Here is a 21,873-nt window from a genome sequence, read left to right on the forward strand (position 1 = left end):
TTGTTCACGAAGCATCATCTTGACCACTCACAAAGCATGAGGAAAGGCCATGCCGCATCGTATTGCCAGCGCCGCGGACCTTGGTCGGATCGCGGCCGAGAAACGAAAGCTGGACGGACTGACCCAGGCTGATCTGGCCGGGTATTGTGGGGTTGGGGAGCGATTCGTCGGGGAGTTGGAGCGAGGAAAGCCCACAGTGCGGCTGGACAAGGCCCTGCAGGTGCTTGAAGGGTTGGGGCTGGAACTGATCGTCAAGGCCAGGGGAGAATAGGCATGCCTTCCGCTTTATGGGTGTTTTTCAATGACGTCCGTGTCGGTCGGCTCTGGCTGGAGCAGGACCGAACATATGCCTTTCAGTACGATCCGGAATGGCTTGCGAACCCCGACAACATTCCTTTGTCCATATCCCTGCCCTTGGCGCCGAATATTTTTATTGGCGACGTGGTCCGTTTTTTCTTCGCCAACCTCCTGCCTGAGGGTGAACTCCGCGACCGGGTGGCGCACCGGCTCGGTATTTCGAGGCAAAACGTCCATGCTCTGCTGCGGGAGATTGGCGGAGACTGCGCCGGGGCCTTGAGCATTCACCCCGAAGGGACCATTCCCGTGTTGGGCCAGGGCGAATACAGCCCCCTGAGTTCCGCCGAACTTGCGGAAATCGTGTCCACCCTTCCCATCCGGCCGTTTCTGGCCGGCTCCGAAGGCATCCGTCTGTCCCTGGCCGGGGCTCAAGACAAACTGCCCGTCTATTGCGACGGAGAAACCATCTCCCTGCCCCGCGACGGCGCACCCAGCACCCACATCCTCAAGACGCCCATTGCCCGCCTGGAATCCACGGTGATCAACGAGGCGTTCTGCATGAATCTCGCCAGGAACGCCGGACTGCCCACTTCAGGTTGCCGGATCATGCAGGCTGGGAACACCCCGCTGCTTTTGGTGACCCGCTACGACCGCCGTCCCGGCAAAGAGCGCATCCTGCGCCTGCATCAGGAGGATTTTTGCCAGGCCATGGGTATTTCGCCGGAGGTGAAGTACCAGTCTGAGGGCGGTCCCGGGTTGCGGGACTGCGCGAAATTATTGCGCCAGTGCAGTACGACACCGGCCAAGGATGTCAGGCTGCTGGCAAAATGGTGCTTTGCCAATACCCTGCTGGGCAACGCCGACGGCCACGCCAAGAACTTGTCCCTGCTCTACGATCAGGCCAAGGCTCCACGGTTGGCGCCGTTCTACGACATCATCTCCACCCGGATCTATGATGAACTCAGTCCGAGGCTGGCCATGAAGATCGGCGGGGAGAATCGCCCCGAATGGATCATGAAGCGGCACTGGGAACGTATGGCCGAGGAACTGGGTCTGAAACCGAAGATTCTGCTCCATGACCTGACGGCCTTTTGCAAGACGCTGGAGACGGCCATCGTCCCCACATTGCAGGCTCTTGAGCCGCATGGACCCGACGCGGTTTTTCTGATGCGCCTGGAGGCCGATATCCGAAAGCGTATTGTCGCGACGTTACAGATCATTGGGTAACCCTACAGCGAAACTTCCATTTTCAACCTCCGGGTAAGACGCTTTAACCACGGGGAACACGGGGCTCACGTGGAAAGCATACTGCTTGAGGTTGATTATTTATAATTAGCTGGTGCGCCAACGGGAGCATTATGATTTTTGGGCAAGAGTTGCAGTCATTTAGGCCGCCCTTTCAGGGCTACAATTTTTTGGGGGCGTTTACCCAGGGCGTTGCCCTGGGCTGTAATATTTCGCCCTTACAGGGCTTGTCTGAAGCCCCAAGGGGGCGGCATATCGTAGCCCAGGGCAACGCCCTGGGAATGATGATGGTAAAAGTAGAATAGCCCTGAAAGGGCGGCCTAAAGGCATCATAGAAAAATTTAATCGTTCAGCCTAAAACAGTATAATCTCGGCTATTGGCAATTATTGCAAACTTTCTCAGATACAAGGCGCGTGACGCACTAAAAAATCGTGTTTTTCGTGTGTTTCGTGGAGAGTCCTGGACATTTTTCCGGTCCGATCACGATCCCGATACCGAGAGCGATGCCGAACTCCGTACGGCAGCAGCATGCTGAATAGTCAGTTTCCATCCGGAAACTCTTTTGTTTCTGAATGAAAACCAGTTACCGGAAAGATCAAAATAAGAATCCCAGCACGTACCTTCCGCCGGTAAACACCAGGATGAAGGCCAATAGCCACTTGATGGCCTTGGCCGGGACGAATTTCTGCATTCTCGCGCCGGCATACATGCCGATCATCCCGCCCACGCCCATGAGGATGCCCAGGGTCCAGTCCGGGGCTACGGCCATGTGCGGGTAGAATGGGGCGATGGCTTGGAACATAAGGGCCGCCACCACGGACGTGATGAACGTGCCCATCAGGCAGGCTCCGGCAATGGTGTACACCGGCAACTGGAATACGGCCACGAAAAAGGGAGCGATGATTGCTCCGCCGCCGATGCCGTACATCCCGCCGATCACGCCGACAATGGCGCTGAGGATAAAAATACCCATGGTCGGCGCGCTGATCTTTTCTCCGTAAAAGGAATAGTCGATGGTCTTCAGACTGATCTGGTCGATGCTGATCCGGGGGAGTGGCTCGTTGGATCTGGCCTCTTTTTTTCGAAAGCCGGCCACCAACTCCTGAAATCGCATTTCCGAGGACGCCTTGTCCGATCCCGGAATCGGGCCCTTGATGATGGATCGGACCATCACGAACCCGATGTACAGCAGGACCAGCCCGGCAAAGACCTTGAAATGGGTTGGGTCGGGAAGGTATTGAACCCGCAGAATTACGCCCAGCAGGACCCCGGGCACGGTCCCGGCGATGACCACCCAGGTCAGGGGCCAGACCATCCGACCTTCCCGGATGAACCGGTAGACGCCGCTGGGAATGGCCACAATGTTGAAGAGATGATTGGTGGCGCTGACCGCCGGGGTGACGAACCCCAGCACGCTCATCTGGAAAGGCAAAAGCAGGTTGGCTCCGGACACGCCGCCCATGGAGCAGATGAAGGCCACGGCAAATCCGGCGACAAAGGGGATCCAAGGGGCGATCTCGATTCCGGCGACGGGAAACAGCATAGTAATCTCCTGATTTGACCTGGATGGACGACATGTTCGGCTGTTCGCCGACGACGTTGTCTCGTCATATTCTGCTTTTTATTGTCACGAATATTTTTTAATCCATGCCTGTTCTTTGTCCTTATGCCGGGAGCAATGATCTGTCAAGCCATCCGCCGGCCGTCCGAGGTGGCTTTTTGATTTCGGGCGATCCCGTGTTGCGGGGGAGTGCATTCCGGGTTTCAGTAAGAATCAGTTTCAGCAAGATGGTCACGGCTATCCGACCAAATATGGCTCAGTTTTCAAAAATGTATCCTCCTTGCTTACATAAATGTAGCGAATAGTCCTTGGAGATAAGGCAACCTGTTAAATGCCGGCATGTTATGAGTTGGCACAGTGCCTGCTGTAGTCAGAACAGGAGGATATTGTCATGGAGCTTATCATATTGATCGGCATTGCCGTCAGCTTGATCGTGATTTGTGAAAGCGGTTTGGGGTGGTGTTCCGCGGTGCATGCGGACGGTGCGGCCGAAGGCACGAGTTGTTTTCCGGACCGGATCGCACCCCGGCAGGTGCTCACAACGGTGGGACCGCTTTTTTTGCTGGGATTGGGATTGCCGCTTGCTGTCGGGCACTTCTTGATCGGTCTTGGCTGCCTGGTCGCTGGGGGGCTGTTGTTTTTCTTTGGGTATTGGAAGCAGGAGCAGTAACCAATAGGAGCGGATATTCTGTGGTGGTCGCCCTGTCGCGACCATGATGTGGCAATGTGATTTTTTGAGGAACCTTGCTTGTTCGATACTCGATTTGTCAGGGTTTGATGTTGCTCAGCTCCTTGCATGTATGAGCAGGGCGCTCGTCGGACGGGTAGAGTTTGACTCTGTTTTCGAGCGGGAATCTCGTCCGGTTGATTATGTTGACAGGGCATATTATTATGTACTGGAAAACAGTACATAAAGGAGGTGCGATATGGAAACTGTCAGCATCAATCAATTTCGCGCAAACATGAAGGATTATGTCGAACAAGCGGCCAGTGAGCATGAGCCGCTGAAGGTGACCCGCCGTAATGGGGGTGACTTTATTGTCATGAGCGCGGAAGATTGGGAACGTGACCAGGAGACCCTTTACATTCTTCAAAATACCAGCCTGATGAAACAGATTTCCGAAGCTGCACGCACACATGCCGAGCGCTCAGGATATACGCCGACTGACGGGGAAATGGATGAGATCCGTGGTGTTTGAAGGGGGCACATGGACAGTCTGCGAAGAGCTCAGAACAAAAGATACGCGTTTGCATAAATCCCTTTGTTCAATTCTCAAAGAAATGCATCGTGGAGATCCCACCGCCGGAACGGGAAAGCCCGAACCCCTTCGACACAATCTTTCCGGCTTTTGGTCGCGCAGGTTGAGCCAGAAAGACCGCGTCATTTACAAATTCGATGCTGATTACATTTACATCTTCGCCATCGGCGGACATTACAATCGGCATTAACCTTGATCACGGCGTGCAGAAGGCTGGACACCCCTGACGCCTGCTTCTCTGCTGTCCGGCATAATTTGTCTGTCACCGGCCATCGGGCTGTTTCTCCTGGGAAGTACGTTCACCATCTGATCCCTGTAGGCTTGAATGCATTCCACTTTCAATGAAGATCCGACGATCCAGTCTTCGCCGGGCGGTTCGTTTTCCGTTCCGCCCGCGGCCAAGATTCTCGACTCCGTCCAACTTGCGGAGTTGGAGCGGACGTTTCGGGCTTGGGCAACGGACTCTCCGCGGCGGGACGTCCGGTGGTCCAGGCAGCGCATTCTGCTGATCTTTCTCTTGATCCGTCATACGGGCGCCAAGCTGAACGAGGTGTTGGAGCTCAAGTTCGGGGATATCGATTTGGAGAAGCGGGCCGTCACTTTGGCTGGTGACGACAAGGACAAGGCCAGAACCGTGGAGATCCCGGACGATCTGGCCGAGGAGCTGCGCACGGCCTTGAATAAAGGCTCACATGCTCCGGATGACGCTCTGTTCCGGATCGATCCGGCCCATGTCCGGCGCAAGTTCTACGAGCAGGCAGAGATGTGCGGATTATCAAGGGATTTCGGCAATCCCAGTACGTTGCGCCGATCGCGCTCAGTGGAACTGTTGCGCGGCAACCTGCCGCTGCCCGTGGTCCAGAGGCTGCTCGGCCATTCCACGCCCAATCTCACCGCCGCGCACCTGGACGTTTCCGAGGAGGACGTCCACCACGCCGCGAGACAGTACGTGGACCGGGAAAGCCGCAGACGCACCAGTGCCCGGAACATATTTTTCGGCAAAATCGTCGAAATCGCCCAGGGCGACATCCAGTCCATGGTGATGCTGCAAACACTGGGCGACCTGAACATCTCCTCGGTAATCACCAATACCAGTTTGCAGCGGATGCGTCTGAAGATCGGTTCGTTCGTGACCGCGGAAATCAAGGCGCCCTGGGTGCTTATTGCCGGGTCCGCCGAGGCCGCGGAGAACAGCGCGGAAAACCGCCTGCCGGGAAGGGTGATGGCGGTCAATCCGGGCAAGGTGAACGCGGAAGTTCTGGTGCGTCTCACCGACGGCACGGAGATCTGCGCGGTGATCACCGCGACCGGACTGGAGCGCCTGGGCTTGCAGGTGGACGACGCAGCCTGGGTGCTTTTCGGAGCCTACTCCGTGGTTCTTCATCGCGAGCATTGCTGAAACGTCCTTTTACCTCCCTGATTGGTCCACACAGCCAGAGATTCTCGCATTCTCATCCCAACTCGAAATCGAAATCGCTATCGAAGTCAAAACTGGAGTCGAGTCGAAATCAGTCGAAGCTGCGTCTCACCCGTGACTACTTCAGTTTCTTTGACATTCGGCGCAAATCAGTCCGCCAGAGACATCCCCACGCCGTTGATCAAGCAGCTTCCGTGGATTCGTTGCCGCCCTGGGGTGCGGCGCTCCCGGGATTTATCCTGTTGATCGCTGATGTACTTGACTCGCCCAGGGCACAAGAAAAGATCGCCCAAATGAAAAGCTTTGGTAACTATTCAGCAATTCTGTTGCAGAGTTTGTTCTAATTTCATGTTGATTCTTTATCACCATGAAGGGCACGAAGAGCACGAAGGAAGAAAAGGAGTGGCGCACCGCGCATTCGCTATACTCTTACCGAAATCCATCCGCCGTAATCTTCGTGTCATTACCTTCGTGTCCTTCGTGCTCTTCGTGGTTGATCATCTTGAACATGGATTAGCTGAGTAGCTACAAGCTTTGTAACTATTCAGCAGTTGAAGCAGGGATGGTCCGGGTTGCTTTGATTTTGCGGTCTCGCCTGTTTGACTGAGCCAGGATTCGTTCACCGAACCATTGCCGAACTCCTGGAGCACGAGTGTTGTTTATTCAAGCAATGGTTCGGTGTTACGAAGCCGGCGAAGGAGTTGGCGAGGCCGCAAAATCAAAGCAACCCGGACCTCAGCTGAGTAGTTACAAAGCTTTTTGAATTCCGCGTTTTTAACGGTGGAAGGCAATAATCTCTTCTTGGCGTCCCTCGTGCCGCAAGCGAAGCGGGCGATTCAATATGCAAAAGTACGCTCCGCCAGGATGATCCTGTCTCAAATCGCCTCGAGGCCCGTTTCCCCGGTGCGGATGCGGATCACGTCTTCCACGGGGAGTACAAAGATCTTGCCGTCTCCGATTTTACCGGTCTTCGCCGTTTCCTGAACAATCCGAATCACGTCGTTGGTCATGGAGTCGTCCACCACCACCTCGATCTTGATCTTGGCGGTGAATTCCACCTGGTACTCGGCTCCGCGGTAGATTTCCTTGTGGCCGTGTTGGCGACCGAATCCCCTGACTTCGGTGATGGTCATGCCCTTGATGCCCAGGCCGGTCAGAGCCGACTTCACTTCATCCAGCTTGTGAGGCCTGGTGACGATCTCGATTTTTTTCATTCCGGACTCCTTGGCTGCAGGGAAAACAAGCTTCAGCATTTTGTGAATACGTCGTCAGCCGTACGCGCCGGACAGGTGCCTGGAGCAGGTGTGTTTGGTGCGCGTTTAGTGGAACATGAGAAAAACTCTATCGGTCAGATGTCGGAAGATGTTGCCTTCTTCGACGGTACGCATCGCGACGAGAGGGTGTGTGGCGAGTGGATCGTCGTCAAGAAACAACTGCAGTTCTCCCACCGTGTCGCCAATGTTGATCGGCGCTTGAATTTGTTCCGAAACAGCCATTTCAAGGCGCAGGTTGTCCTGGCTGCCCCGGGGGATGGAGGCATAGAAAGCCGTGGCAACGCCCACCGGCAACCGGGTTTCGGATCCGAACCAGATCCGGGGTTCAACAATCGTCTGGCCGGCACTTCGCACAAGCACGGTTTCAAACTGGCGGAATCCCCAGTTCAGGAGAGCGTGGGACTGATCGGCGCGGGCCAGGCCGCCCTGGCGGGTGTTGGGCGCTTCGATGCCCATGACCACGGCGACCAGGCGCATATCGTCGCGTTTGGCCGAGGTCACCAGATTGTATCCGGCGGCTGAGGTCCATCCGGTCTTGACGCCGTCCACCGAAGGATCACGTCCGAGCAGGAGATTGCGGTTGTATTGCCTGATATCATTGAAGGTAAATTCGCGTTCCGAGTAGAAGCCGTAATATTCCGGAAAGTTGAGGATCAATTCCCTGGCCAGGGTGACGATGTCCCGGGCCGATGTGTATTGGGGCTGTACACTGGGCAGGCCGTGGCTGTTCTGGAACTGGGTGTTGGTCAGGCCCAGTTCCCGCGCCTGGGCGTTCATCAGGTCGACGAAAGCCGCTTCGGTTCCGGCGATCCGTTCGGCCAGGGCAACGCAGGCATCGTTGCCGGACTGGACGATCATGCCCCGGATCAGATCTTCCACTGTAACCAGGCTGCCCACGTCGATGTACATCCTGGATGCTCCGGTCATTCCCGTGCGCCAGGCCTGTTCGCTGACGAGGACTCGTTCATCCATGGCCAGATTCCCGTTCTGCAAGTTGCGGAAGACGAGATAGGCGGTCATGATTTTGGTCAAACTGGCCGGTTCGACGCGCTCATCGGCGTCTTTTTCCGCCAGGGTCGCGCCGCTGTAGGCGTCCATCAGAAAATAGTTGCGGGCGGTGAGTCCGGAGGGCGGATCGACCAGCAGGCGAGCCTGGGCCGATGCCGCAAACACAAGAAACAGCAGGAGGAAAACCAATGTACGTTGTAATCGCATACCCTTTGCCTTGAAAGTAAAAAGAGGTGGTTTTTGAGGGGCCTTGAAGACGATGATTCGGGAGCATGGCGGCTGCCCAGTCTCGAGTTTTCAGAATACGGTAGCTCGCGCGTCAAGGCAACATCTGACAGCACTTGCGGATGTGGTTGAAACTGCTCGGTTTGGAAAGCGATCCGGGAAACCCTTGACATTGATATTTGTTATCAGTACTTAAGCCTCTCCCATGCATTTCAAAACGGAATCATGGGTTTCAAGATTATTTTTAGCTGCAGATATATCCAACTGGAGGTGGCGAGATGTTTCAGAGGTTTCGAAATCAAATGCGTAATTTTGGTGCGGGTTGCAAGGATCGCTCATCCGAGACCCAAGGCGTAAGGGGAGCCGATCAGATCCTGACGCAGGTGGGCAATGGGTGCCGCTGCCGAATTCGTCGCCATCGAGCCAACGGTGCCATCCGGCAGCGCCTGCTTGATCTCGGTTTTGTTCCCAATGCGGAAGTTGAAATGATCCGCTGCGCCACTCTTGGCGACCCCCTGGAGATGCGAGTGGGTGACTACTATGTCACGCTGCGCAAGCGGGAAGCAGATTTGATCGACGTGAAGACCGCGTAATCTGCTCTCGACGCGACCAGGCTTTTTCAATGCGGAGACACCCGCTTTTCTTTTGATGTTGAAAATCATTTACTGTGCTACGTTTTTATTTTGTCGGATTGCCGGCAGTTATGGATAGTTGAAGGATCTCATGGCCGATATCAAGAAGAACATTATCACCGGGTTGGCCGGTCAGCAGAATGCGGGCAAGTCGACCATCTTCAACATGCTCACCGGGGCGAACCAGCATATTGCCAACTACCCCGGCGTGACCGTGGACAAGAAGGTCGGCAGTTATCGCGACGAGTTGGGGAAGGTGGAGGTAGTCGATCTTCCGGGAACCTACAGCCTGACCTCTTTTTCCCTGGAAGAGCGGGTGGCCCGGGATTTTCTGCTCCGGGAGAAGCCGGATGCGATCATCAACGTCATCGACGCGTCCAGCCTGCGGCGCGGTCTGTACTTCACCTTCCAGATTCTGGAAATGTCCTTTCCCGTGGTCATGGCCCTGAACATGGTGGACGTGGCCGAGTCCAACGGCCGGCGGGTGGACCACGAAAAGCTGGCTCAATTGCTGGGCATCGAGGTCGTCCCGACCGTGGGTCGCAAGGGGCGGGGCAAGGCCGAGTTGCGCCAGGCCGTGCGAAGGGTGGCCCAGGAGCGGCAAAATGACGATGAAAAGTTGCAGGATCGTCACGCGCTGCGGATCAATTACGAAGAGCTTGAAGCAGATATCGTCGAGATCCATGAGCGGCTCATGGAATCAAAAAGCCTGGGCAAGATCGTTCCGTTACGGTGGATGGCCGTCAAGCTTCTGGAAGGCGACTCCGAGGCCTTTAAGATTTTGCGGATGCATCATAAAGATGCCGAAGAGATTCTGAACGCCGTTTCCGCCGCCTCCAACGCTTTTCAGCAGCGAATGGACATCACCACCGGCGACTATATCGTCACCTGCCGGGACCGGTTGGCCGCCACCATCATCGAACAATGCGTGGAGATGACAGGGAAAGATACGGTCCGTCTTTCCGAAAAGATCGACCGGGTGCTGTTGAACCGGGTATTCGCGCCGGTTTTTCTCGTCTTCACGGTCTACCTGATCTATGAACTGTCCATTGTCCAGGGATACAAGCTGACGTTTTTGACTTGGCCGGCCCTGGCCTGGGTCCGGACCGGAGTGGCCGGACTGCTGCCCGATCCCGGTCTGCTCCAGGACACCCTGATCCGATCCATGTCTCTGTGGATGGTGGACAGCGTGAATACCCTGTTGAACTACGTGCCCATCTTCCTGATCCTTTTCGCCTTGATCGCGATCCTGGAGGACTCCGGCTACATGGCCCGGATCGCCTTTATCCTGGACCGGGTCTTTCAGAGTTTCGGGCTGCACGGCCAGTCCACGCTGCCGTTCATTCTTGGCGGAGTGTTCACCGGCGGTTGCGCCGTGCCCGGGATCATGGCCACCAAGGGAATTCCCGACGAACGCTCGCGCCTGGCCACGATCCTGACCGTGCCGTACATGAACTGTCTGGCGAAAATTCCGCTTTACACCCTGCTGGTGAGCATCTATTTCGCGGCCTACAAGTCCTATCTGATGCTCTTTATCTCCACGATTACGATTATCATGGCCATGATCATCGCCAAGCTGCTCACGTCGACCATCCTCCGTAGTCGAGAGACGGCGCCTTTTGTCATGGAGATGCCCAACTACCATTTGCCGACGCTCTTTGGCGTGCTGCGGAGAGCCGTTGACCGGACCTGGGTCTATATCAAGAAGGTCGGCACCATTGTTGTGGCCGTGGCCATCGTGGTCTACGTGCTGCTGCAGTTCCCCGGCATTCCGGCCGAACGCATGGCCATCTTCGAGGCCCGGATGGACGAGGCCATTGCCGAGTTTCGCGCGGACATCCAGGATACGGAATATGCAAATTTGGCGGCGGACGACGATGCCGTGCTCAGGCTCTTGAACATTTCCAACTCCTACCGCGAGGCCAAGCTGGCCGCCACGACCCAGGACGCTTCCACGGCCGTGGATGTGCGCTATGAGGCCATGCATCCGGAAATTTTTCCCCTGTTGCGTCCCCGCGACCCCGAAGCCCGTTCGGCAAGCCGCGCGTTGCGCAACCTGTCCACGGAACGATCATCCCTGCGTACCGCCATCCGCGAAGAGACCATTGTCTACAGCTATTTCGGCACGGTGGGCCGGGCCCTGGAGCCGGTCACCAAATATGCGGGGTTTGACTGGAAGGTCAACGTGGCCTTGATCAGCTCCTTTGCAGCCAGGGAATCCAGCGTGGCCACCCTGGGCGTGCTGTTCCAGGAGGGCGCCGACGAAAGCCTGAGCCTGGAGGAGCGCATGGGGCAGGCAGGTGCGGCCTCGGGATTCACTCCGTTGCACGCCTTTTCACTGATCCTCTTTTTCGCGTTGTATCCGCCCTGCCTGGCCACCACGATCATGGTCAAGGTGCAGACGGGGTCTTACAAGTGGATGCTCTTTTCGATCATCTTTCCAACGGTGTTCGGCCTGGTCGTGGCCAGCAGCGTCTTCACCATCAGCTCCATGCTCGGCCTGACCGGAATCCAGGCCATGGTCGGATTCTACATCCTGGCCCTGGGCACGGCCATTGCTCTGTCCTTCCTTCCTGATCCGGCCTGGAAAACGCCCGCACCGGCAATCAGCCGAACCAAGGAGGCATGACCATGATTTGGGAATACCTGATTCTCGGACTACTGCTGGCCTGGGCCGTCTTTTACATCTGGAAGAGCTTTTTCAAGAAAAAAGGCTGCTCTTGCGACTCCTGCCCTTCGGCCACGAAAATGCCAGGGCAGAGTGGAATTGGGAATTTGCGAGACGACCGGGAAAAGCAGTGAACGTGAACGGGTTCCTGGTTTGCAGGTTAACGTTTTTTGGTATGAAAATGGTAACTACTCAGCAGAGTCAGAAAAAAGATCTGGATACCGGCGTTCGCCGGTATGACTAACGTGGGTACGGCTTGCTCCGATTCGTCATTCCGGCGAACGCCGGAATCCAGTGCTGGAGAATGGTCATTCACCATAATGTGCTGAATAGTTACTGAAAATGAAAACAAACGATAAACTCAAATGGAGGTATTGACCATGTTGCACCGTATATTCACCCTCTTTTTTCTTGCCGCCTTTCTGGTCCTGCCCGGACTCGCCGCTGCGCACACACCCCTGTTCGCCTGTTTCGACAACGCTGACGGGACCATCTATTGCGAAGGCGGATTCTCCGACGGTTCCACCGCGGCCGGTATTCCGATCATCGTCAAGGATGGTTCCGGAAACGTGATCCAGACCCTTGAACTGTCCCGGAACAGCGATGTGGAATTCGAAAAGCCCGAAGGCGAGTATTCCGTGCTCTTCGATGGCGGCGAAGGTCACGAGGTGCTGATTCCCGGTTCGCAGATTTTTGAGTAATGAGGCTTCCGTGCTTCGCTCTTGCGGCGACACGGATAATTATGTGCTGAGATGGAGTTTCATATTCGATCTCAACAAACCGTTCAATGGAGGATGAAATGAAACGAGGATTGTTGCTTGCCGGATTGTTGACCCTGTTCCTGAGCGCTCCGGCCCTGGCCCATTTCCAGATGCTGTACACTCCGCAAAGTGCATTGACCCAAGGTGGAGAGTTGAGCTTGAAGCTGGTTTTCACCCATCCCTTCGATGCCGACCACATCATGGACATGGAACCTGTCCAGGAGTTCTACGTGGTGCATCAGCGCGGCGATGAAGGCGAGGCCCAGACCACGGACCTGAAAGAATTCTTGTCGGAAATCTCGTTCAAGGGACTTGACGGCGCCGAAGGCAAGGCTTTTGAAGCCAATCTTCCGGCCCGTGTTGTCCGCTCCATGGGCGACTATGTCTTCGTGCTGGTCCCGGCTCCGTATTATGAAAAGGCGGATGAAGAATACATCCAGCAGTTCACCAAGATGATCGTAAATGTGGGCGGCATGCCCGGCAATTGGCATGAGCCTTTGGGTCTGCCCGCGGAGATCGTTCCATTGAACAAGCCCTATGCCAACTGGACCGGCGGCGTGTTCTCCGGCGTGGTCATGTCCAACGGCGAGCCCGTTCCCAATGCCGAATTGGAAATCGAGTACCTGAACGCGGACGTGGACATGGCCGCAAACGCATTTGTGGGCGATCTGAAGATCGAAGCACCGCATCCGGCTTTCGAGACCATGACCGTTCTGGCCAACGACAAGGGCGAGTTCACCATCGGCCTGCCCAAGGCCGGCTGGTGGGGCATTGCCGTACCGGACGTCGTCGAACTGGAACATAACGGCAAGGAACTGGTCCAGGAGGCCGTTCTCTGGATTCAGGTCACCGATCTGCCCTAGCAATTCTTCCTGATCTGCCGCCGCTTTCCCTCGCACGAGGATACGAAGGCGGCGGTAGGCCTTTTGGAGCGGGCTTCAAGGCGTGAATTCCGTATCGATTGACATGCCTTCTTTCCATGACCACAATATTCCATCAACCTTGACGTGCGTGCGCGTCGTTTTTCATGCAAGAAAAAATCAGGGAGGTGCAAATTGAATTATTTCTTCAGATATGGCTTGTGGTTCGCGGCCGGTGTCGCTGTCGGCGCAGCCGGAGTCAACTTTGTGGCCAGGAAAGATAATTCTCTGCGTGGCGCCATGGTCGGAACGTTGTCTCAGGGAATCGCGGCAAAGGAGAAGGTTCTCGCCTCGCTGGAAAAGATCAAGGAAAACGTGGAGGACATGGTGGCCGAGGCCAAACACGTTCAGTCCGAAGACCAGCAGCAGGTTTCAGAGAAGAGTTCATAACCGGATCCGTTTCCGTCAATAATGTTCGGGGATGTTCCGGCCCTCTGATCCGGCGGAGCTTTGTCGGTAATCAGGGCGGAATTATTATCAGGGGGCGGACATGTCCCCCTTTTTTTATCAACAGGCGAGTATTCATTCCAGTTTCTTGAAGAGTGTGGTCCCAGCGTGAATGAATAGTTGTCCCAACATTTCCAACAGGCAGCCTTGATGCAAAAACCGATTGACAGTCATCGTGTAACGCTTGTTCATACCCTGCCCGGACGATTCCGGTTGCGACTGGAACTGTCCGCGCATGATGCGACCTGGCAGGCAATCCAGCAGGTTCTGGCAAGTTGCCAGGGGGTGCGTGAAGTCAGGATATCTCCGCGAACCGGAAGCATCCTGGTTTTTCATGAACCCGACATGCCCAGGGATGAAATCCTGGCCTGTTTTCACGACCAGAACCCGGATCGGATTCCTGACCCGCAAGAAGATGCTCCCTCGTCCCGGTTTGGATCGCTAAAAGCGGTCAGCCTCATACCGACTCCGGATGAACAGCCGTCATTGATGCAGAGTCTCTCCATTCCTGTAATGTTGCTGCGCTCATTTCTGCCTCCCTGGGTACGACTGCTTCTCGCGACACGCACTGCCTGGCCTTTCCTGCGCAAAGGTCTTGCCGCCCTGTTTCGGGGCAAGATGAACATCGACCTGCTGGATGGTTTGGCCATCGGCATATCCCTGGTCCGTCGCGATCTGCGCTCGGCGATGATCCTGACCACGTTGCTTTCTCTGGGAGAGTTTCTGGAGCAATGGACCCGCAAACGTTCCCGGGATCAACTCGCTCAGGATCTGCTGCATCTCCCCCCAACTGTCTGGGTGAAGCGCGACGATGATGTGGAGGAGGTCCCGCTGGAACAGATCCAGGCCGGGGACCTTGTTGTCGTGCAAACCGGCGGACGAATCGCCGTGGACGGAGTGGTGGTGGAAGGCGAGGCCATGGTCAACCAGGCTTCCCTGACCGGCGAACCGCTGGCCGTGGCCAAAACCTCGGGCATTACCGTCTTTGCCGGGACCGTGGTCGAGGAAGGCACCATCGTAATCCGTGCGGAGCATGTGGGCGATGCCACTCGGGTGAACAAGATCGTCAAGATCCTGGAAGAATCGGAACGGCACAAGGCCGGACTGCAGGCCACTGCGGAGTTATGGGCGGATCGGGTGGTGCCGCTGACCTTGGGCCTGAGCCTGGCGACATTTCTTCTGACCCGCAATGCCACTCGAGCCGTGTCAGTCTTGTTGGTGGACTTTTCCTGCGCCATCAAGCTGTCCACTCCCCTGACCATGCTTGCCGCCATGCGCGAGGCTTCCACCAAGGGGGTGCTGATCAAGGGAGGCCGCTACCTGGAAAAATTGGAGCAGGCGGATACATACGTCTTTGACAAGACCGGGACCCTGACCGAGGCACAGCCCCGTGGATTGGAAGTGGTGGCCTTCAATGGCCATGAATCAACGGAAGTTTTACGCATTGCCGCCTGTCTGGAGGAGCATTTCCCTCACCCATTGGCTCGCGCCGTGGTAGACATGGCCGATCAGGAAGGGCTTTCGCACCGCGAGGAGCATGCTGAGAAGATGGATTATATTCTGGCTCATGGCATTGCCTCCAAGCTGAAAGGGCAGCGGGTTCTGGTGGGAAGCCGGCATTTTCTGGAAAAGCATGGCCAGGTCGACCTGAGCCAGGCTGCGGAAACCATAAAAAAAGCCGCGTCGAAAGGCTATTCCATTCTCTATGTTTCCATTGGCAAGGATCTGGCTGGAATCATACTTTTGGAAGATCCGGTGCGTGAGGGCGCGCTTCCATTCCTGCAATTGCTTCATCAGGAGGGTGTAAAGCGGGTGATGATGCTGACCGGAGACGGCGAGGAAAGCGCGGCCAATGTTGCCCGGAAGTTGCACATTGACGAATTTCACGCCCAGCTCCTGCCCGAGGACAAGGTCCACATCGTCAAGGAGTTGCGCCAGTCAGGGCTGGTTGTGGCCATGGTGGGCGATGGAATCAATGACACCCCGGCCTTGTCCGAGGCGGACGTAGGCATTTCCATGAAATCCGGTGCGGATATCGCGCATGAAGTCTGCGATGTGCTGCTGACCCGGGCCGATCTGGAAGGCATCCTTACGGCCAAATCCATTTCCGTAAAGGCGATGTCCCGTTTGCGCTGGAATTACGGCGCCGCCATCGGCATCAATGGAGCACTGGTACTCCTGGGGCTGGCCGGGCGCATCAGCCCGTCCACTTCCGCGCTGTTGCACAACCTGGTCACCATTACGGTAACCATGAACAGTTTACGTCCCTTCGACACGATGAATATGGCTCAGCGGCTGGTGAACAGGTTTCGAAAGCAGTCGGCATTGAGCAATGACATCGATGTTGACGATAAGCATGAAGCCAAGTCTGAAGCATGATGGCACCGTTGCGCATGCTTCGATGTTGCAACCAATGGAGTGAAAGCGAGGTGACGTATGTATATCAGTTATGTACCCGGCAGGATCCGGATTCGAATGCAAGACCCATCTCAACTGAACAAGCTTGCCAAAGCGCTGCACGACAAGCCAGGCATCCTGGATACCTCGATCAATGAACGAACGGGGAGTATGCTGATCTTGTTCGAGAAACAGGAACTGGACAAGGCCAAGATCGAGTCCCTGATCAAGAAGCACCTGCCCAACGCTTCCCGCAAGACGGCCAAGTCCGGGGCGAAGATGCAGTACATGACCATTGCCAAACGCGGCATGCTCGGCAGCCTTGGTCTGGCCTTGACCTTTGCTCTCCTGGACCACGAGGACGCCCACGTTGCCAGCGGCGCGGCGTTTCTCGGATTCCTGGGCTATCATTTGTATGGCTACCGGAAACGCGTGCTGGCGTGAACGATGTTTCGCGGGGCGTGGCCACACACATGGGGGCACGCCCTACAGGCGCTCACGCCTTGATTGGGGGGGACATATCTGTATGATTGCATCGGGTTCGGATTGCGGATAATGATCCCGTAGGGGCAGACCTCCGTGTCTGCCCTGTATGCCCGTGTGCAAGGATGTCTGAATAATCGGTAACTATTCAGTACATGGTGTGCGAGCTGCCTCCGATATCGGGGTCGCAGTCGGGGTCGGTATCGGTTTCGAAAGATGTTGAGAAAGACCTACGTATGGCTCCGCCTGCGAACCCGCCCGACCCCGACTGCGATGTCAAAGTCCACAGGGCAGTAGCATAATGAACAGTTACTCGAAACAAAACATAAATTCTACTTGATAAATAAAATCAGTATCTGTATCATAAACATCATGTTCGCTGAGGACCGGTTTTTTGCAACGCCATGTTTCCGAGGTGGATATTTTTTATCAAATTCAAGCACCGCAACAAACTTCACGAGGGGAGAGAACATGAAAGCACCATTTCGGATGGAGACCAGAAAAAGCAGGGGCAATCTGCATGTTCGGCTGGAAGGAATTTTTGATCAGCATTCCGCATCATCCCTGGCCCACGTCCTTCGGGAAGCGGCAGCGAAGCATCATCGGTTGTTCATAAATACTGAAGGATTGGCGGAAATTGAACCACCGGCCACGGAAATCCTGCACGCCGGATTGAAGGATTCCGAGGTCAATTCAAGGATCTACTTCAAGGGAAAGAAGGGCAAGCTCATGGCCATGGATGGGCACCGCGTGCTGCACACCAAGACTTCTCACAGGTGCAATTGCTCCGGGAAGTGCAAAGTCTGCAAGTGCGCCCAGCGCAAGGAGGATTCACACGGCAAGGTCGTGCTGGAACAGCTTGCGCCGAAATCAGGCGACTGATCAAGTCCCATGCGCGTGAGGACAAATGTCGTCACTAATTGATAACGATTTTTGATTTCCATATCTTTTATCCTGGAGACATAACCATGTGCGCAACACTTATCGGTGGAATGGACCGTTTGAAAAGCAATTACCTGCAGACGGCAAGGCAGGCCGGTGTGGAGTTGAAGATATTCACCGGCAAGGAGAATTCCATTGCCAATCAGCTTGGCGAAAGCAAAATGATCATCATTTTCACCAACAAGGTCTCCCATCAGGCCAGAAACGAAGCCATGACCGTCGCGAAAAACCGTAACATCCCGGTGCACATGCTCCATTCCTGCGGTGTTTCCAGCCTGCGGAAATGTTTGCGGGAGACAGCATAATTCGGTGCTCAACGCGAAAAGCCGGTCGCAGCTTCCCAGGCAGTCCCCATCTCAGTTTTTTTCAGCCATGATGCAAAGCCGGGCCAGCTTTGCACTCCGGAATATACCGCGGACCAGATGGCCATGATAAAGAGGAGGTATGAATGGCTGCAGTCATACCTGAAATAGTGGATGTTGTTCAAAATTTTGTCGAACAAGTCAAAAAAGAGCGACGTGTTGCAAAAGCGTATCTGTTCGGCTCCTACGCCAAAGGGACTGCAGAAAAATGGAGCGATATCGACCTAGCCATTATCAGCCCTGATTTTTCCAACAATCTGTTTGAAGAACGTGTTTTATTGATGAAACTGGCCTTGCAGTTTGATGACCGGATTGAGCCCAGTCCATTTCGGCCCGAGGACTTCAACAGAGAAAATCCGCTGGTAAATGAAATCCAGAACACCGGCATCGAAATCTCGTAACTGTTCAAAATCTTGTGGCAATCAACGGGATGAATCCTGGGAGCGCCGCACCCCAGTGCGGCAGCGGTGTAACGCACTCAGGGCAAAGTTTCGGCTGGAGCATGGTCTCCCGCAGCTTGGTCATGTAATTTCGCTACGATGCGAATCCTTGCACGGGAAACTTGGTCGCCCGATCTTTTTGAGCAGTTACGACCTCTCCCCTCGCCCCTAGAAATTCCATTCAAGTAATAGACACAATCCACCTAAGCTTGGAAAAGCGAACCTACTGGAGTCATTCCCGCGAAGGCGGGAATCCAGTTGCGATTGCGCTCATAGTTGTCATAACCATGCCGTTCTTCATCTAAAGTAACTATTTAGCTCATGCTCTGTGGTCACTCGCCGGCGCTGGATTCCGGCTTTCGCCGGAATGACGTATCGTACCATGTTCTTTACCAGTTCAGTCATACCGGCGAAGGCCGGTATCCAGTCCGTTTTTTTCGGATGAGCTGAATAGTTACCATCTGAAGAGCTTTTGCGGCACCCACCAGAGAAAAAAGACCATTCCAAAAAGTTCGACCAGGGATTGGACCACGATGACCACGGCTGCGACTTCCCAACCGGCGGGCAGGGCCAGGGCGAAGGGCAGGACCACGAAGGAATTGCGGGTGCCGAGGCTGAACGTAAGAGTGCGGCCTTGATCCGTGGGCAGCTTCATGATTACTGCCAGCATTTTGGCTGTCATCGCGGCCAACAGCAGAAAAAGCACGTACAGCGGCACCACCACCGGCAGTTGTCTCAGCGCGACGCGAACGGCGCCGACCTGAGCCCCGGCAATCAGGAAAACCACCAGGGCCAGGAGCGGCACGGGCCACCATGCCAGCCGTTCTCGAAGCACGGCTCGGCTCTCGCGGGCCTCGATCCAGCGCTCTGAAACCGCGGCCGCGACCAGGGGCACTATCACGACCAAGAGCGCGGGCCAGATTTCCGAAAAGCCGAGCGCGGCGGACAGCTCCGCGCCCATGGTCAGCCACAGGAAGACAGGGAGAAGCAGTAGTTGCGCCAGGAGATTGAGCGGGGTCACGGCCACGGCCCGGGCCACGTTCCCGCCGCCAAGCTGACTGAAGGTAATGAACCAGTCCGTGCAGGGCACGAACAGGACCAGCAGCACGCCCAGGCGCAGGGCCGGATCGGGCGGCAGCCATTGCACCAGGACCCAGGCCAGGGCAGGCAGAATCAGGAAATTCCCGGTCAGCACGGCACGGAGAAACCGGTGATCCGTGAATGCATCACGCAGATGCAACAGGGGCATCTGGATGAAGGTCGAATAGAGCAGGAGCATCAACGTCGGCCACAGCAGGGCCTCGAAAGCACGGCTCACGCCGGGCCATGCACTGCCCACCGCCAGGCCGATAATGATCGCCGCCAGGTACAGCCAGACCTGACGGCGTTCGAGAGTCAATCGATCCATCAATTCATTTGGGTGACCGTTTCAGCTCAAGTTCATCCCGCCGCGGCGATCATGTCCCGCAAAACAAAGGTGGCGATGGAAAAGTAGATCAGTACGCCGCCGATGTCCGCGATGGACGTGACCAGCGGGGCGCTGGCAGTGGCTGGATCCATCTTCAGCCTGCTGAGCAGAAACGGCAGGGACATGCCCACCAGGCTGCCGAACAGCACCGTGCAGACCATGGTCATGGCCACGACCAGTGCCACTTCCGGCCCGGCCCGGAAGACGCCGATCATGGATACCGCCAGCCCCATGGCCAACCCCAGAGCCACGGCCACCAGCACTTCACGACCCAACAGGTGAAACCAGTCCGAAAGTTTGGCTCTGCCCGTGGCCAGGGCGCGAACCATCAGGGTTGCGGCCTGGCTGCCGGCATTGCCGCCGGAGTCGATGAGCAGCGGCAGGAAAAAAACCAGGGCGATCACGGCCTCAATGGTGTCCTCGAAATAGGCGATGCCTGCTCCGGAAAAGATGTTCATGAACACCAGGATCAGAAGCCAGGGGATGCGCTTGCGAAACAGCATCCAGAATCCGGCGTCGCGCAGGTTCATGTCCGCCAGCCCAGGGGGAGTTTGGTGAGAAATGGCGCCCATGCCGTGAAAGTCCTCGGTGATTTCCTCGACCATCACGTCGTGCACGTCGTCAAATGTCACGATGCCGGCCAGGGCATCGTTGCCGTTGATGACGGGGATGGCCAGCAAGTCGTACTTGTTGAGCTTTCGGGCCACGTCTTCCTGGTCGTCCCCGGCGCGTACGAACACCGGATCGGTGGACATGATGTCGCTGACCCTGGTCTGCGGCTTGGCGATGATCAGGCTGCGCAAGGAGATGACGCCAAGGAGCTTGCGCTGATCATCGATGATGTACACGGTGTAGATGGTTTCCTTGTCCGGAGCTTCCACGCGGATTTTGGCCAGGGCCTCCTGGACCGTGAGTTTCGGCGTGAGCGTGACATAATCCGAGGACATGATGCTGCCCGCCGTCCCCTCGGCATAGGAACCCAGCTTGCGGATGTCCTCCCGCTCGACCTTGGCCATCAAGCCCAGGACGGTTTCGCCCCTGTCCTGCGGCAAACGCTTGAACAGGTCGACCCGGTCGTCCGAGGGCATGTGGGTAATGATCTCGGCCAGCTGCTTGTCCGGCATGGACGATACGAGTTGGCCCTGATCATCGGCGTTCAGATGGCAGACGATGTCCGCGGCGGTTTCACTGCCGATGATGTCCAGCAGGCGAAGCTGTTCCTGCTGAGAGAAGTCGGGAAGATACGCGGCCAGGTCGGCGGGATGCAGGGAATCGCAGAATTCCTTGATTTCCAGCGCCCTGTTTTCCGCGAGAAAATTCTGAATGGTGGAAAAGATTGCGGCCTTGTCCATGACTCGTCTCCTTGTTCCGGACCCGTCCATGACGGACGGCAGACGAGGCAATCAGGCCATCAGAAAGGCGTGTTGCTCAGCAGTCTCCGTTCACGTCGGGCGTGTCCGGGTTAAGTGGTTGAAGGACCGGGATTGATCCGACAGCAGCGCAATTGCGCCTGGGAGGGCCTTCGTCCATGCGTTGAATTCTCCTTGTTTCGGTTGAAAAAGCCGTTTTTTGCGGCAAAACAGGCTGTTTTTTAGTGTTGTCGGATTTGCTTGTCAAGGAGAACGATCAAACAGATGCGTTTAATCCTAGAGACAAGCACCGCGGGACCGCCGCACCCCAGTGCGGCACCGTCATGGGCGCGAATCGTAACGACTCAGCAAATTGCTGTTGCCGATTTTGGATCGGAGTCGGAGTCGGTATCGGGGTCGGAATCGAGTGAAGCCTTATAGAGTTTTCGAAACCGATACCGATAGCCGGAGGAAGATCTCAAGACTGAACGTGTTCTGAGTAGTTATCTCAAATCAACATATGTTGAAAAAGTTCGCTACTTGCCGCTCTGAGGTGTGGTGGTCCCAGGGACAAGCAACCCCCAGCTTGCGACCAGGCCGAGGAGCTTGCAAGGAATGAATTCGAGCAAAGTTTGAATATGATTTTCAAGACCATTGACATTTGGGAATCTTCTGGCTAGGCATGACAGCGAACAGTGTGGATGCGGAAATATTCTC

22 protein-coding genes are annotated in these 21,873 nt (G+C 55.9%); 17 read left to right on the forward strand and 5 right to left on the reverse strand.

The window, feature by feature from the left end; all coding sequences use genetic code 11:
- The first annotated feature begins 49 nt into the window (after window positions 1-49).
- Together ACYQ15_RS03180 and ACYQ15_RS03185 are read left to right on the forward strand one after the other, a co-directional pair.
- Window positions 50-271: a helix-turn-helix domain-containing protein gene (locus tag ACYQ15_RS03180; protein ID WP_459936077.1), complete on the forward strand. Its 222-nt coding sequence runs from the start codon at window positions 50-52 to the stop codon at window positions 269-271.
- 2 nt (window positions 272-273) lie between these two features.
- Window positions 274-1,524: a type II toxin-antitoxin system HipA family toxin gene (locus ACYQ15_RS03185; protein WP_459936078.1), complete on the forward strand. Its 1,251-nt coding sequence runs from the start codon at window positions 274-276 to the stop codon at window positions 1,522-1,524.
- 614 nt (window positions 1,525-2,138) lie between these two features.
- Here the strand turns inward: ACYQ15_RS03185 and ACYQ15_RS03190 are convergent.
- Entirely contained in the window at window positions 2,139-3,086 is a 948-nt protein-coding gene (locus tag ACYQ15_RS03190; RefSeq protein WP_459936079.1) for a sulfite exporter TauE/SafE family protein, read from the reverse strand.
- A 409-nt stretch (window positions 3,087-3,495) separates the two neighbouring features.
- Here ACYQ15_RS03190 and ACYQ15_RS03195 point away from each other — a divergent pair, with 409 nt between their 5' ends.
- The 4 genes from ACYQ15_RS03195 (at window position 3,496) to ACYQ15_RS03210 (ending at window position 5,762) form a co-directional block, all read left to right on the forward strand.
- Window positions 3,496-3,774, forward strand: a complete 279-nt coding sequence (locus tag ACYQ15_RS03195) for a hypothetical protein (protein ID WP_459936080.1) — start codon at window positions 3,496-3,498, stop codon at window positions 3,772-3,774.
- Between the two features lie 256 nt (window positions 3,775-4,030).
- The gene (locus ACYQ15_RS03200; protein WP_459936081.1) at window positions 4,031-4,303 is read left to right on the forward strand and encodes a type II toxin-antitoxin system Phd/YefM family antitoxin; all 273 of its coding nucleotides are present in this window, start codon (window positions 4,031-4,033) and stop codon (window positions 4,301-4,303) included.
- A complete protein-coding gene (locus ACYQ15_RS03205; protein WP_459936082.1) occupies window positions 4,284-4,553 on the forward strand; it encodes a Txe/YoeB family addiction module toxin in 270 nt (89 codons plus the stop codon). The genes ACYQ15_RS03200 and ACYQ15_RS03205 overlap by 20 nt, the downstream gene beginning before the upstream one ends.
- A gap of 135 nt (window positions 4,554-4,688) precedes the next feature.
- Entirely contained in the window at window positions 4,689-5,762 is a 1,074-nt protein-coding gene (locus ACYQ15_RS03210) for a TOBE domain-containing protein (protein ID WP_459936083.1), read from the forward strand.
- An 893-nt stretch (window positions 5,763-6,655) separates the two neighbouring features.
- On the opposite strand, the gene ACYQ15_RS03215 is transcribed toward ACYQ15_RS03210, so the two are convergent.
- The gene (locus ACYQ15_RS03215; protein ID WP_459936084.1) at window positions 6,656-6,994 is read right to left on the reverse strand and encodes a P-II family nitrogen regulator; all 339 of its coding nucleotides are present in this window, start codon (window positions 6,992-6,994) and stop codon (window positions 6,656-6,658) included.
- Between the two features lie 105 nt (window positions 6,995-7,099).
- A complete protein-coding gene (locus ACYQ15_RS03220; protein ID WP_459936085.1) occupies window positions 7,100-8,269 on the reverse strand; it encodes a D-alanyl-D-alanine carboxypeptidase family protein in 1,170 nt (389 codons plus the stop codon).
- A gap of 320 nt (window positions 8,270-8,589) precedes the next feature.
- On the opposite strand from ACYQ15_RS03220, the gene ACYQ15_RS03225 reads away from it, so the two are divergent.
- The 11 genes from ACYQ15_RS03225 (at window position 8,590) to ACYQ15_RS03275 (ending at window position 18,300) form a co-directional block, all read left to right on the forward strand.
- Complete coding sequence (locus ACYQ15_RS03225) at window positions 8,590-8,880, forward strand: FeoA family protein (RefSeq protein WP_459936086.1); 291 nt, start codon at window positions 8,590-8,592, stop codon at window positions 8,878-8,880.
- 130 nt (window positions 8,881-9,010) lie between these two features.
- On the forward strand, window positions 9,011-11,548 hold the full coding sequence (feoB, locus tag ACYQ15_RS03230; protein ID WP_459936087.1) for a ferrous iron transport protein B: 2,538 nt from the start codon (window positions 9,011-9,013) through the stop codon (window positions 11,546-11,548).
- 2 nt (window positions 11,549-11,550) lie between these two features.
- Window positions 11,551-11,721 carry a FeoB-associated Cys-rich membrane protein gene (locus tag ACYQ15_RS03235; protein ID WP_459936088.1) on the forward strand — a complete coding sequence of 57 codons (171 nt, stop codon included), beginning with the start codon at window positions 11,551-11,553 and terminating at the stop codon, window positions 11,719-11,721.
- A gap of 246 nt (window positions 11,722-11,967) precedes the next feature.
- Window positions 11,968-12,288: a hypothetical protein gene (locus tag ACYQ15_RS03240; RefSeq protein ID WP_459936089.1), complete on the forward strand. Its 321-nt coding sequence runs from the start codon at window positions 11,968-11,970 to the stop codon at window positions 12,286-12,288.
- A 98-nt stretch (window positions 12,289-12,386) separates the two neighbouring features.
- The gene (locus ACYQ15_RS03245; protein ID WP_459936090.1) at window positions 12,387-13,211 is read left to right on the forward strand and encodes a DUF4198 domain-containing protein; all 825 of its coding nucleotides are present in this window, start codon (window positions 12,387-12,389) and stop codon (window positions 13,209-13,211) included.
- A 192-nt stretch (window positions 13,212-13,403) separates the two neighbouring features.
- Window positions 13,404-13,658 carry a DUF6110 family protein gene (locus ACYQ15_RS03250; protein WP_459936091.1) on the forward strand — a complete coding sequence of 85 codons (255 nt, stop codon included), beginning with the start codon at window positions 13,404-13,406 and terminating at the stop codon, window positions 13,656-13,658.
- A gap of 207 nt (window positions 13,659-13,865) precedes the next feature.
- Window positions 13,866-16,094, forward strand: coding sequence for a heavy metal translocating P-type ATPase (locus ACYQ15_RS03255; protein ID WP_459936092.1), 2,229 nt, complete (start codon window positions 13,866-13,868; stop codon window positions 16,092-16,094).
- 96 nt (window positions 16,095-16,190) lie between these two features.
- Window positions 16,191-16,556, forward strand: coding sequence for a hypothetical protein (locus ACYQ15_RS03260; protein ID WP_487247218.1), 366 nt, complete (start codon window positions 16,191-16,193; stop codon window positions 16,554-16,556).
- A gap of 510 nt (window positions 16,557-17,066) precedes the next feature.
- Window positions 17,067-17,477, forward strand: a complete 411-nt coding sequence (locus ACYQ15_RS03265) for a hypothetical protein (protein WP_459936094.1) — start codon at window positions 17,067-17,069, stop codon at window positions 17,475-17,477.
- Window positions 17,478-17,563: 86 nt separating this feature from the next.
- Window positions 17,564-17,842 (forward strand): DUF2325 domain-containing protein, encoded by a 279-nt coding sequence (locus ACYQ15_RS03270; protein ID WP_459936095.1) that lies wholly within the window; start codon window positions 17,564-17,566, stop codon window positions 17,840-17,842.
- Between the two features lie 143 nt (window positions 17,843-17,985).
- Complete coding sequence (locus ACYQ15_RS03275; protein WP_459936096.1) at window positions 17,986-18,300, forward strand: nucleotidyltransferase domain-containing protein; 315 nt, start codon at window positions 17,986-17,988, stop codon at window positions 18,298-18,300.
- Window positions 18,301-18,793: 493 nt separating this feature from the next.
- On the opposite strand, the gene ACYQ15_RS03280 is transcribed toward ACYQ15_RS03275, so the two are convergent.
- Complete coding sequence (locus ACYQ15_RS03280) at window positions 18,794-19,747, reverse strand: arsenic resistance protein (RefSeq protein WP_459936097.1); 954 nt, start codon at window positions 19,745-19,747, stop codon at window positions 18,794-18,796.
- A 32-nt stretch (window positions 19,748-19,779) separates the two neighbouring features.
- On the reverse strand, window positions 19,780-21,159 hold the full coding sequence (mgtE, locus tag ACYQ15_RS03285; protein WP_459936098.1) for a magnesium transporter: 1,380 nt from the start codon (window positions 21,157-21,159) through the stop codon (window positions 19,780-19,782).
- Between the last annotated feature and the right edge of the window lie 714 nt (window positions 21,160-21,873).

The sequence above is a fragment of the Desulfonatronum parangueonense genome (genome assembly GCF_054656975.1).